This window comes from Caulobacter sp. GW821-FHT12A07 (assembly GCF_058807655.1).
In genome coordinates, this window is the sequence record NZ_JBXAQX010000008.1 from 186,139 (window position 1) to 198,672 (window position 12,534).

At 69.4% G+C, this 12,534-nt stretch carries 10 protein-coding genes; 3 read left to right on the forward strand and 7 right to left on the reverse strand.

Features of this window, described 5'->3' with window-relative positions:
* The 6 genes from nirD to AC1RRS_RS17525 form a co-directional block, all read right to left on the reverse strand.
* A complete protein-coding gene (gene nirD, locus AC1RRS_RS17500) occupies positions 1 to 354 on the reverse strand; it encodes a nitrite reductase small subunit NirD (RefSeq protein ID WP_110121841.1) in 354 nt (117 codons plus the stop codon).
* Positions 351 to 2,816 carry a nitrite reductase large subunit NirB gene (gene nirB, locus AC1RRS_RS17505; protein ID WP_492856225.1) on the reverse strand — a complete coding sequence of 822 codons (2,466 nt, stop codon included), beginning with the start codon at positions 2,814 to 2,816 and terminating at the stop codon, positions 351 to 353. The genes nirD and nirB overlap by 4 nt, the downstream gene beginning before the upstream one ends.
* A 25-nt stretch (positions 2,817 to 2,841) precedes the next feature.
* Entirely contained in the window at positions 2,842 to 4,065 is a 1,224-nt protein-coding gene (locus tag AC1RRS_RS17510) for a nitrate/nitrite transporter (protein WP_110121843.1), read from the reverse strand.
* A 254-nt stretch (positions 4,066 to 4,319) separates the two neighbouring features.
* Entirely contained in the window at positions 4,320 to 5,486 is a 1,167-nt protein-coding gene (locus AC1RRS_RS17515; protein ID WP_492856226.1) for a CmpA/NrtA family ABC transporter substrate-binding protein, read from the reverse strand.
* Complete coding sequence (locus AC1RRS_RS17520; RefSeq protein WP_110121845.1) at positions 5,483 to 6,061, reverse strand: ANTAR domain-containing response regulator; 579 nt, start codon at positions 6,059 to 6,061, stop codon at positions 5,483 to 5,485. The genes AC1RRS_RS17515 and AC1RRS_RS17520 overlap by 4 nt, the downstream gene beginning before the upstream one ends.
* A gap of 150 nt (positions 6,062 to 6,211) precedes the next feature.
* Positions 6,212 to 6,997, reverse strand: coding sequence for a TOBE domain-containing protein (locus AC1RRS_RS17525; protein ID WP_492856227.1), 786 nt, complete (start codon positions 6,995 to 6,997; stop codon positions 6,212 to 6,214).
* 120 nt (positions 6,998 to 7,117) lie between these two features.
* On the opposite strand from AC1RRS_RS17525, the gene modA reads away from it, so the two are divergent.
* From modA to AC1RRS_RS17540, 3 genes are all read left to right on the forward strand, one after another.
* Positions 7,118 to 7,876 (forward strand): molybdate ABC transporter substrate-binding protein, encoded by a 759-nt coding sequence (modA, locus tag AC1RRS_RS17530; protein ID WP_492856228.1) that lies wholly within the window; start codon positions 7,118 to 7,120, stop codon positions 7,874 to 7,876.
* A gap of 5 nt (positions 7,877 to 7,881) precedes the next feature.
* Positions 7,882 to 8,544 (forward strand): molybdate ABC transporter permease subunit, encoded by a 663-nt coding sequence (gene modB / locus AC1RRS_RS17535; protein ID WP_492856229.1) that lies wholly within the window; start codon positions 7,882 to 7,884, stop codon positions 8,542 to 8,544.
* Between the two features lie 103 nt (positions 8,545 to 8,647).
* The gene (locus AC1RRS_RS17540; RefSeq protein ID WP_492856230.1) at positions 8,648 to 10,720 is read left to right on the forward strand and encodes a transglycosylase domain-containing protein; all 2,073 of its coding nucleotides are present in this window, start codon (positions 8,648 to 8,650) and stop codon (positions 10,718 to 10,720) included.
* Between the two features lie 173 nt (positions 10,721 to 10,893).
* Here the strand turns inward: AC1RRS_RS17540 and AC1RRS_RS17545 are convergent, their stop codons facing one another.
* A complete protein-coding gene (locus AC1RRS_RS17545; RefSeq protein WP_492856231.1) occupies positions 10,894 to 12,456 on the reverse strand; it encodes an alpha-N-arabinofuranosidase in 1,563 nt (520 codons plus the stop codon).
* Positions 12,457 to 12,534: the final 78 nt, after the last annotated feature.

Consider the following 12,534-nt stretch of genomic DNA (forward strand, 5'->3'; position numbering starts at 1 on the left):
TCAGTCCGCCATCACCGGCTGGGCCAGCAGGACGCGGCCGTCCTGCACCCGCACCGGCACCACCGGCGTGCAGCCCTTGCCGGCGTCGGCGCCGGTGGGGTGGCCGGTCTTCAGGTCGATGACCCAGCTGTGCAGCGGGCAGGTCACGCCGTGGCCGTGGACGATGCCCTGGCTCAGCGGTCCGTGCTTGTGCGGGCAGCGGTCGACCAGGGCGAAGACCTGGCCGTCGCTGGTGCGGAACACCGCCACGTCGCCCTGCGCCGTCGCCACCCGACGCGAACCGCGCTCCGGAATGTCGGTGACGGCGCCGACGTCATGCCAGGCCGGATCGATGTCGAAAGTCTGGATCGTCATTCCGCAGCCATCCCCATCGGAAGCGTCGCCATCGGCTTGAATTCACCGGCCTCGACGCCCTTGCTGGCGCGTTCGGCCCACGGGTCGACCTGGGCGGTCTCCTGCGAGATCACGAAGCGGGCGAAGAGCGCGGCGCGGTTGTCGAGGTCCTCGACCGTGGCGGCATGGATGGTCTCCAGGCCGATGCGGGCCATCCACTTGTAGATCCGCTCCAGGTACCAGCCGCCCTCGCGGTACATCTGCATGACCGCCGAGATCAGCTGGATCGCCTCTTCCTCGGTGGCGACCTTGGTCAGCAGCTGCGTGCCCTGGATGTGCAGACCGGCGGCGCCGCCGACATGGATCTCGTAGCCGCTGTCGACGCAGATCACGCCGATGTCCTTGCAGGTCGATTCCGCGCAGTTACGAGGACAGCCCGACACGGCCAGCTTGACCTTGGCCGGCGCCCACGAGCCCCACATGAACTTCTCGAGCTTGATGCCGAGGCCCGTGGAGTCCTGGGTGCCGAACCGGCACCAGTCGCTGCCGACGCAGGTCTTCACCGTGCGCAGGCCCTTGGCGTAGGCGTGGCCGCTGACCATGCCCGCGGCGTTGAGGTCGGCCCACACCGCCGGCAGGTCGTCCTTCTTGACGCCCAGCAGATCGATGCGCTGGCCGCCGGTCACCTTCACCGATGGAATGGCGTACTTGTCGGCGACGTCGGCGATGGCGCGCAGCTCGTCGGGCGTCGTCATGCCGCCCCACATGCGCGGGACGACCGAATAGGTGCCGTCCTTCTGGATGTTGGCGTGGACGCGCTCATTGATGAAGCGCGACTGGCTGTCGTCCTTGTATTCGCCGGGCCAGGCGCACAGCAGGTAGTAGTTCAGGGCCGGACGGCACGAGGCGCAGCCGTCGGGGGTGGTCCATTCCATGGCCTGCATGACCGCGGGCATGGACTTCAGGTCCTGGGCCAGGATCGCCTCGCGCACCACGCCATGCGGGTGATGCGTACACTTGCACATCGGCTTGGGGCCGGTCTGGGCCTTGAAGCCGTCGCCGAGGGTGGCGCGGATGACCTGCTCGACCAGCGGCGTGCACGAGCCGCACGAGGCCGAGGCCTTGGTGACGGCGCGCACGTCGTCCAGGCTGGTCAGGCCCTGGGTGGTGATGGCGGAAGTGATCGCCCCCTTGCAGACGCCGTTGCAGCCGCAGATTTCCTGCGTATCGGGCATGGCCGCAACGGCCGCACTAGGGTCCAGGCCGGACAGACCTTCCGTGATCGCCTGACCGAAGATGATCGTGTCGCGTATGTCGGCGACATCGGTCCCGGCCCGCATCAGGTCGAAGTACCAGCCTCCGTCGGCGGCGTCGCCGAACAGGACCGCGCCGGCGACCTTGCCGTCCTCGATCACCACGCGCTTGTAGACGCCGCGGCCGGCGTCGCGGAACACGATGTCTTCGCAGCCCTCGCCGCCGGCGAACTTGCCGGCCGAGAACACATCGACGCCCGAGACCTTCAGGCGGGTCGACAGCACCGAGCCGGCATAGGCGCCGGCCCCGTCGGTCAGTTCCTCGGCCAGGGCGCGGCACATGTCCCAGATGGGGGCCACGAGGCCGTAGCAGTTGCCGCGGTGCTCGACGCATTCGCCGACCGAGAACACCGCCGGATCGGAGGTGCGCATGGCGTCGTCGACGATGACGCCCCGATTGACCTGCAGACCAGCGGCTTTGGCCAATGCAGCATTGGGACGGATGCCGACGGCCATCACCAGGATGTCGCAAGGCAGGGTCCGGCCGTCCTTCAGCTTCAGGCCGGTGACCTTGCCGTCCTCGCCGACGATGGCTTCGGAGTGGGCGCCGAGCACGGTCTCGACGCCGCGCTCCAGCAGGGCCTCGCGCAGCAGGTAGCCGGCGCTCTCGTCGAGCTGGCGCTCCATCAGCACGTCCATCAGGTGGACGACGGTGGCGCCCATGCCGCGACGGGCCAGGCCATAGGCGGCTTCCAGGCCCAGCAGGCCGCCGCCGATGACCACGGCGCGGGCGCCGGGCTTGGCCGAGGCGGCGATCATGGCGTCGACATCGTCGAGGTCGCGGAAGGTCACCACGCCCGACAGGTCGGCGCCTGGCAGCGGCAGGCGGAACGGATCCGAGCCGGTGGCCAGGATCAGCTTGTCGTAGGCGACCTCGAGGCCGCCCTCGGCGATCACCTTGCGGTCTTCCAGATCGACCCCGGTGACCCAGCGGCCGGCATGCAGGGTGATGCCGTTGTCGCGGTACCAGGCCTCGTCGTTGATGACGATGTCGTCGAAGGTCTTCTCGCCCGCCAGCACCGGCGACAGCATGATGCGGTTGTAGTTGACCCGCGGCTCGGCGCCGAAGATCGAGATCTCGTAGCGCGAGGGATCGCGCTTGAGGATCTCTTCGACCGCCCGGCACCCGGCCATGCCGTTGCCGATGACGACCAGCTTTTCCTTGGTCATGACTTTGCTCACTTGGAAAAGAGGATCAGACGCGAACCGGAGCGGCTTCGGCGCCGTGCAGGGTCGGCCAGACGGCGCGCCAGCGGGCCTTGAGGCCGTGCAGGGCGAAGAGCGCGAACAGCGCCAGGAGCGCGAAGCCGAGGAAGCCGATCTGGTAGTCGCCGGTCAGCTTCTTGGCGAGGCCGAGGGTCGAGGCCAGGTAGAAGCCGCCGATGCCGCCGGTCATGCCGATCAGGCCGGTCATGACGCCGATCTCCTTGCGGAAGCGCTGCGGGGCCAGCTGGAACACCGCGCCGTTGCCGGCGCCCAGGGCCAGCATCGAGAACATCAGCACCGCCAGGGCCAGCCAGTGCGAGGGCAGCTTGAAGCTGGCCACCGCCAGGCCGAAGGCGGCCAGGGCGTAGACGACGGTCAGGGTGCGCACCCCGCCGAAGCGGTCGGCCAGGCCGCCGCCGACCGGGCGGATGAACGAGCCGGCGAAGACGCAGGCGGCGGTGAAGAAGCCGGCGATCACCGGATCCAGGCCGTATTCGGCGTTGAAGTAGATGGTCAGCGACGAGGCCAGGCCGACGAAGCCGCCGAAGGTGACGCCGTAGAGCAACATCAGCCACCAGGCGTCCGGAACCTTCAGGACGTCGAGGTACTCGGCCAGCTTCTTGGGCGCGGGCTGCTCGGGAGCGTCCTTGGCCAGCAGCATGTAGACGACGAAAGCCACGGCGAGAGGGATGGCGGCCAGGCCGATGACGTTCTGCCAGCCGAAGGTCTTGGCCAGCATCGGCGCGAACAGGGCGGCCAGGGCGGTGCCCGAGTTGCCGGCGCCGGCGATGCCCAGGGCCAGGCCCTGGTGCTCCTGCGGATACCAGCGCGACGCCAGCGGCAGGGCGACGGCGAAGGAGGCGCCGGCCACGCCCAGGATCACGCCCAGGGCCAGGACCTGATTGTAGTTGTGCACGCCCAGCAGCCAGGCCGTGACCAGGCCGCCCAGCACGATCAGCTGACCGAACATGCCGGTCTTCTTGGGACCGATGCGGTCGACCAGGATGCCGTTGACGAGGCGCAGCAGAGCGCCGGCCAGCACGGGTATGGCGACCATCAGACCCTTCTGGGCCGGGTCGAGCCCGAAATCCTTGGCGATGGCCACGCCCAGCGGGCCCAGGATCACCCAGACCATGAACGACAGGTCGAAATAGAGGAACGCGGCGAACAGGGTCGGCGTATGGCCGGCCTTGAGGAAGTCACGAGAGATCATGATGCGCCTCGGAGTGTTGCGTGTCTGCAAGAGCGAGGCGTCGTCGCCTCGTCGGGTGACCGCATCCGAGCGGTCGTCTCTGGCAGCCACGGACGCCGTTGTCCGAAGGCTTGAGCTAACAGAACAACGGTCCGGGGACGGATGTCACCAACCGAAGAGGCGCCGCCCTGCACAACGTCGCCACAGCATGATTGCTCAGCAAAAGGGCGCCGATGGCGCCCAGGCATTGTGCAGATGCGAGAGACGAAAGCGCCTCAGGCGCGAGCGCGGCCGATCGAAAACCCAGCGGCGTAACGGCCGGCGAGCGTGGAATCGAAGGCCGGTCCCTCGAACAGCGGCGCCAGCTCCGGCGGGCCGTCGTCGAACACCTGAGCGGGATCAACGACAGGACCCGCGGTCAGGGCGGCGGCGCGGAACATGTCCGGGCGATAGACCGCGTCGGCCGCCGCCTCGAGATCGATGTCGGCCGCGACCTGCCCCCAGCGCACCATCTGCGACAGGAACCACAGGGCGTGCTCACGGCGCGGCAGGCCCGCGCCGTCTCGATGGAAGACGATCTCGTCGTTCAGCGCGCGGGCCAGGGCTTCGGGCGCGACGCCGACGTGGTCCGGGCGGGCCAGCAGGTCGATCAGGTCCTGCCGGTTGGCGGGATCGTCCGCCCAGGCCGAGGCGCGGATCATCGCCCGCAGGGCGGCGCGCAGTTCGTCGGGATAGTGGTGAGCCCAGGCCTCGGTGACGCCGAACACCTTGTCGGGACCACCCGGCCAGAAGGCCGAGGCCGTGATCAGCACCTCGCCCAGGCCTTCGAGCACGGCCACGGCGTTCCAAGGCGCGCCCACGCAGAAGCCGTCGATGTCGCCGGCCCGCATCTGCTCGACCATGCGCGGCGGCGGGGTGACAACCAGGCGCACGTCACGGTCCGGGTCGATCCCGGCCTGCGCCAGCCAGTAGCGCAGCTCGTAATTGTGCATCGAATAGGGGAACACGACCGCGAAGGTCAGGGGCGACAGCCCCTGCCCCGCCCGTTCGGCGATCACCCGGGCCAGGGCCCGGGCCGAGATCGGCTGCTCGGCCATGGCCTCTGGATCAGCCGCGCGCATGGCGTCCGCCAGGGCGGTCGAGACGGTGATGGCGCTGCCGTTGCGGTTCAGGGCCATGGGGGCGATCAGCGACGGGCCGACGTCGAGCGTCAGACCGCCGGTCGCGCCGGCCGCCGCGGCCAGGGCCATGGGCGCCAGCATGTGGGCGCCGTCCAGCGCGCCGACGGCGACCTTGTCGCGGATCGTCGCCCACGAGGCCTCGCGACTCAGAGAAACGTCGAGACCTTCCTCGGTGAAGAAGCCGAGGGACTTGGCCACCACCAGCGGCGCGCAGTCGGTCAGAGGAATGAAGCCCAGCTTCAGATCGGCGAGCCCGCTCAAGAGGCGTCCCCCTTCAACACTCCCGCGAAAGCCAGCAGGTCGGCCGCGATCGCGCCGATGGGCTTGCCGCGGTCCATGGCCAGCTTGCGCAGCAGGCGATAGGCGCCGTCCTCGTCCAGCCCACGCTCCTTCATCAGCAGGCCCTTGGCCCGCTCGACCGTCTTGCGGGCCTCCAGGTCAGCCTTCACCTTGGCGAGGTCCCCGCGCAGTTGCTGGGTCAAGGCGAAGCGGCTCATGGCCACGTCGAGAATCGGCCGGACGCGCGCCGGCGCCAGGCCGTCGACGACATAGGCCGCCACGCCGGCCCGCACAGCCTGTTCGGCCAGGCCCGGCTCGGAGCGGTCGACGAACATCACCACGGGACGCGGATTGGCCTGGCTGGCCTCACGCAGGCTTTCCAGCGTGTCGCGATCGGGACTTTCGGCGGCGATCACCACCACGTCGGGCGCGAACTCGATCGCTTCGCGCTCGTCGAAGCGCGCCGAACGACGGACCTCCAGCGGGTGCACGCCCTCCAGCCCTTCGGCCACCAAGGCGGCGCGGGCCGGATCCGGATCGATGACGAGAACGCGCATGGCTATCGCCCTAAGGACCGCGACGGCGCGGGGGGAGCGTTTTGCGCCCATGGCCATGCTTGTACATAGTTCCGCTCAAGCATGAGGCGCCGTTGCATAGTGCTAGTGCAGATCAGGCCCGCCGCCTCTGCGACCAAGGGTGGCGCCGGCCTAGTCGACAGCCAGGATCACGTCCGACGGCGCGATCAACGCGTGGACGCCGGCGCCGAATTCGAAAGCTCCGGCGAGGTCCCGCGCGACCGTGGCGACCAGTGTCTTGCCCTCAGACAGGGCGACGACGATCTCGCTGGCCGCCTCGCCGTCCTCGCGGTCGAGAACGACGCCCGACAGCCGGTTGTCGCCGGACGCGGCGGGCGGCTCGGCGGCCAGGCGCACGAAGCTCGACTTGATCAGGGCTACGGCGGGCCGCCCCACGGCCAGGCCCAGCTCCTCGGCGCTGCGGCGGGTGATCACCGAGGCGATCTCCAGGCCGCCGCCCAGGGCCAGGCGAACCTCGACCGTGACGCCGGCCGGGGCCAGAGCCACGACGGTTCCGCGCAGCGCGTTGCGGGCGCTGGTGCGCAGACCCAGGCTCCAGAAGAGGTCGGCGCCGTCTTCCGACGCCAGACCCGCCTCTAGCCGCGAAAGAGCCGCCCCGACCTCGCGCTCCATATCTCGGAAGGCCTTGATGACCGCATGGCCCCGCGCGGTGACCTGGGCCGCGCCGCCGGACTTGCCGCCGGCGCTGGCGGCGATCAGGGGGGCGTCGAACAGGTTGTTGAGCGCCTGTACGGCGTCCCAGGCGCCCTTGTAGCTGAGGCCCAGGCGCTTGGCGGCGGCGCTGATCGAGCCAAGCTCGGCCACGGCCTCGACCAGGGCGATGCGCTCCAGGCCGACACGGGCTAGAGCCCCGCGCCTCAGGATCAGGCTGGCGCTGAGATCGCCCGCTTCGCTCATCGAGACGCCTTTCGACTCCGTTCGCCCGCTTGTCGCCCGGCTGGCCTCGAAAAAACAGCCTGACAGTCGGCGAAAGCTCGTTATGTACTCGCGATGCATAACCGCCGAACCGAGCCGCCGATGCCCTTCGCCCGCCGCCCCCTGCTCGCCGCCATCGTGGCCGGAGCGTTGTCGCTGGTCGCCGGCGCGGCCTTCGCGGGCGAGACCAAGGTGGCGGTGGCCGCCAACTTCACCGAGCCGGCCAAGGCCATCGCCGAGAAGTTCGAGAAGGCCACGGGCCACAAGGCGACGCTGAGCTTCGGCTCGTCTGGCCAGTTCTACGCCCAGATCGCCAACGGCGCGCCCTACGAGGTCTTCCTGTCGGCCGACGTCGAGCGGCCGCAGAAGGCCGAGGCAGAAGGCCTGGCCGTTCCCGGTTCGCGCTTCACCTACGCCACTGGCCGTCTCGTCCTGTGGAGCAAGATCCCAGGCCTGGTCGACGGCAAGGGCGCGGTGCTGACCAAGGGCAATTTCCAGAAGCTGTCGATCGCCGACCCGAAGGCCGCGCCCTACGGCCTGGCGGCGGTCGAGACGCTGACCAAGCTCAAGCTGCAAGACACTTTGAAGCCGAAGATCGTCACCGGGTCATCGATCACCCAGGCCTACCAGTACGTCCAGACCGGCGCGGCGGAGCTGGGCTTCGTGGCCCTGTCGCAGGTGATCGACGACAAGGGCGGCTCGCGCTGGGTGGTGCCCAAGGCCGACCACACCCCGATCGACCAGCAGGCGGTGCTGCTGAAGACCGGTGCGGACAGCGAGGCGGCCAAGGCGTTCCTGGCCTTCCTGAAGGGCCGCGAGGCCAAGGCGATCATTCGCCGTTACGGTTACGAGGTGCGCTGACGGCCATGGCCGAGGTCGTCTGGCTGACCCTGAAGCTGGCCACGGTCGTCACCGTGCTGCTGCTGGCGTTGTCGACGCCGCTGGCGTGGTGGCTGGCGCGGGGCCGGTCGGTGCTGAAGCCGGTGGTCGGGGCGCTGGTCGCCCTGCCGATCGTACTGCCGCCGACGGTGCTGGGCTTCTATCTGCTGATCGCCCTGGGGCCAAAGAGCCCGCTGATGCTCCTGCTGGCGCCGTTCGGGGTGCGGACCCTGGCCTTCACCTTCGAGGGCTTGGTGATCGGCTCGCTGGTCTATTCCCTGCCCTTCGCCGTGCAGCCGCTGCGCAACGCCTTCCTGGCGATCGGCGACGAGCCGCTGGAGGCCGCCGCGACCCTGGGCGCGGGCAAGGCGGCGACCTTCTGGCGCGTGGCCCTGCCGCTGGCCCTGCCCGGCTACGCCGTCGCGGCCTTGCTGGCCTTCGCCCATACGATCGGCGAGTTCGGGGTGGTGATGATGCTGGGTGGCGGCATTCCAGGCGAGACGCAGGTGCTGTCGATCGAGATCTACCGGCTGGTCGAGAGCCTGGAATGGGACAAGGCCCACCAGTTGTCGGCCCTGCTGCTGGCCTTCGGCTTCCTGGCGGCGCTGACCTTGCTGCTGCTCGAGCGGCGGCGGAGCGCTCCGGCCTGAACGGGCGTTTCCCTATTTGGCACGCGGACGCTGGGCGGCCGCCCTGCCTGTGCTATTGACGCGCCTTCGCCCCCTCTCGGCCCGCCTTCGAGTTCCATCGCGCATGTCCGACCCCGCCGCTCCGAACACCGGTTCCGACGACGACGCCCCCAAGGTCGAGGAGACCGTGGAAGCGGTCGCTCTTGAAACGGAAGAGGCCGAGGCGCCGCCCGCGAGGGAAGCGCCTGCCCCGGCCCCGCGCGTTCCGATCTGGAAGCAGCGGCCGTGGCAGATCGGCGCCGGCGTCTTCGTGCTGGCCATCGTCGCGGTCGTGACCTGGCTGTTGTGGTCGCTGCCGCTGGGCCGGGCCCTGGAGCCGGCCAGCAACCCGACCATGGTGCTGATGGCCTCGGACGGCACGCCGATCGCCCGGCGCGGCTCGTACAAGGAGGCCCCGATCGAGGCCTCGAAGCTGCCGGCCTATGTGCCAGGCGCCTTCATCGCCATCGAGGACCGGCGGTTCTACAAGCACATGGGCATCGACCCGAAAGCGATCGCCCGCGCCGTCGGCGCCAACGCCAAGGCCGGCGGGGTGTCCGAAGGCGGTTCGACGATCACCCAGCAGCTGGCCAAGAACGCCTTCCTCAGCAACGACCGCAATCTTCGCCGAAAGGCGCAGGAAGCCCTGATCGCCCTGTGGCTGGAGGCGCGGCTCTCGAAGGAAGAGATCCTGTCGCGCTACCTGTCGGCGGTCTATTTCGGTGAAGGCGCGTTCGGGCTGCGGGCCGCGGCCCGGCACTATTTCGACACCACGCCCGAGAAGCTCAGCGTCGGCCAGGCCGCCATGCTGGCCGGCATGGTCAAGGCCCCCTCGCGCCTGGCCCCCACCGAGAACTTCGAAGGCGCCCGCGAGCGGATGGACGTGGTGCTGGGCGCCATGGTCGAGACCGAGGTGATCACGCAAGGCCAGGCCGACAAGGCCAAGCGCGACATGCATCCGATCCCGCCGCGCGACAAGCTGCCGACCGGCTCCTACTTCGCCGACTGGGTGTTCCCGCAGGCCCGCGCCGCCTATGACGCCCGCTACGGCGAGACCATCGTCAAGACGACCCTGGACGCCAAGCTGCAGGCCAAGGCCGAGAAGATCCTCAACGACGCTATCGCCCGCGACGGCAAGGTGCTGAACGTCACCCAGGGCGCGATCGTGGCCATGCGCACCGACGGCCGCGTCGTGGCCATGGTCGGCGGCCGCGACTACAAGGCCAGCCAGTTCAACCGCGCCGACGCCGGCCGCCAGCCGGGCAGCGCCTTCAAGCTGTTCGTCTACCTGGCCGCCATCCGCCAGGGCATGACCCCGACCTCGCCGATCCTCGACGCGCCGGTCGACGTGCGCGGCTGGAGCCCGAAGAACCACGAGGGCAAGTACGCCGGCCGCGAAGTGCCGCTGATCACCGCCTTCGCCGGCTCGTCCAACGTAGCGGCCGTGCGCCTGGCCCAGCAGGTCGGCCGCAAGGCGATCGTGGCCACGGCCCGCGACCTCGGCGTCACCGAGCCGATCCCCGACGACCTGACCCTGGCGCTGGGCACCGGGCCGATGAGCCTGGTGCAACTGACCAGCGCCTATGCCGCCATCGCCGCCGGCGAGACCCCGGTCGTCGCCCACGGCCTGGCCGACTGGAAGCCGTCGAAGAAGCCCCGCGCCCTGTCCAAGGCCGAACTGGCCGGCATGCGCGACCTGCTGCGCTCGGCCGTGCACCGCGGCACCGGCGTGGAGGCCGCCATCCCCGGCGCCTTCGGCAAGACCGGCACCACGCAGGGTTATCGCGACGCGATCTTCGTCGGCTATGTCGGCGACCTGGTGATCGGCGTCTGGGTCGGCAACGACGACAACAGCGCCATGAACGGCGTGGTCGGCGGCGGCCTGCCGGCCAAGATCTGGAAGGCCTTCGCGCTGTCGGCCACCGGCGGCGCGCCCAAGCCGGCGCAGGACGACGCCACCACGGCCGCCGAGGACCCGAGCCTGGCCGAACCGCTGCTCGGTCCCGACGGCCTGCCGCTGCCGCCGGAAGCCGCGCCGGTCGAGGGCCAGGCGCCGGTGGATCCGACGGCTCCGGCGCCGCCGGCTCCCGTGCCGGTTCCGGCTCCGGCGGCTCCTGCCCCGGCGGCCGAGCCGCGCCCCGGAAACCCTCTCCCATAGGGAGACCCGCGCCGCAGGCGTGGGAGGATGAGGGGTTACGCCGTCGGCGGTCCCATCACCCGACCTCAAAAGAAGAAGGGGCTAGAAACGGCGATCGTTCCTAACCCCTCACCCTCCCAGGCTATCGCCTGGGCCCCTCCCTCTCCCTATGGGAGAGGGTAGGAACTCGTTCCTCAGTTCAGGTCCAGCACCACCACCGACTTGGCCGGCAGGGTGGCGGTCAGGACGTCGCCCTTGATGGTCGCGCCCTTGAACTCGACCGGCTTGACGGCGTCGGGCTTGTCGAAGGTGTTGCGCGAGGACATTTCCGGGCCGGTCAGGACGCGGCCCTTGGCGGTCTTGGCGGACAAGCCCGTCAGCTTCACCGAGATGGTCGCGGTCTTGTTCGGGTCGACATTGGTCAGGGCTAGGTGGACGAGGCCGTCCGTTCCCTTGCCGGCGGTGGCCGTCACGGCCGGGACCGACGACTTGCCGATGGTGTACTGCGGCGCGTCGATCTCGATCGGCAGATAGGTCGCGCCCTGGAAGGGCTTATAGAGCTCGAACACCCAGTAGGTGGGCGTCAGGACCATCTTTTCCTTGTCGGTCAGGATCATCGCCTGCAGCACGTTGACCATCTGGGCGATGGCGGCCAGGCGCACCCGGTCGGCGTGCTTGTGGAAGATGTTCAGGGTCGTGGCGGCCACCATGGCGTCGCGCATGGTGTTCTGCTGGTAGAGGAAGCCCGGCTCGGTGCCCGGCTCGACGTCGTACCAGACGCCCCATTCGTCGACATAGAGGCCGACCTTCTTCTCGGGGTCGTACTTGTCCATGATGGCGCTGTGCTTGGAGACCAGCTCTTCCATCTTCTCGGCCTGGACCAGGGTGTCGCCCCAGGCCTGCTCGTCGAACACGGTGGCCGAGCCCTTCTTGCCCCAGTCGCCCGTCGGGATGACGTAATAGTGCAGGCTGAGCGCGCCCATGTTCTTGGCCGCGCCCTTCATCAGGACCTCGGTCCAGTTGTAGTCCTGGGCGTTGGGGCCCGAGGCCACCTTGACCGGACGGTTGCCGCGCGGCGCGCGCACGAACTCGGCGAAGTTGCGGTAGAGGTTGGTGTAGTGCTCGGGCGTCATCTGCCCGCCGCAGCCCCAGTTCTCGTTGCCGACGCCGAAATAGTCGACCTTCCAGGGCTTGTCTCGGCCGTTGGCGCGGCGCTCGTTGGCGATGGTCGATTGAGTGGGCGAGGTCAGGTACTCGAGCCACTGGCCCATTTCCTGAGGCGTGCCGGCGCCGACATTGCCGGCGACATAGGTCTTGGTGCCGATCAGCTCGGCGAAGTCCATGAACTCGTGGGTGCCGAAGCTGTTGGGCTCCTCGACGCCGCCCCACAGGACGTTGACGCGGACGGGGCGCTTGTCGCGCGGGCCGATGCCGTCGCGCCAGTGGTAGTCGTCGGCGAAGCAGCCGCCCGGCCAGCGCACGACCGGCACCTTCAGGGCCTTCAGGGCGTCGACCACGTCCTTGCGGTAGCCCTTGATGTTGGGGATCTTGCTGTCCTCGCCGACCCAGACGCCTTCGTAGATGCCGCGACCCAGGTGCTCGGCGAACTGGCCGTAGACCTCGGGCTGGATGACCGCGCCGGGCTGGTCGGCGCGCAGGGTCCCGCCGACCTTGGTCTGGGCGCCAGCCGCGCCGGCCGCCAGCAGCACCGCGGCGACGCCGCCCATCAGGGCGTGCTTCAGCATCTTCGAGTTCACTTGATTTCTCCCTCTCGTCGCCACGTGGCTCGGTCGCACGGATGTCGACACGGCACGTTGTTATTTGTCTGAGTATAC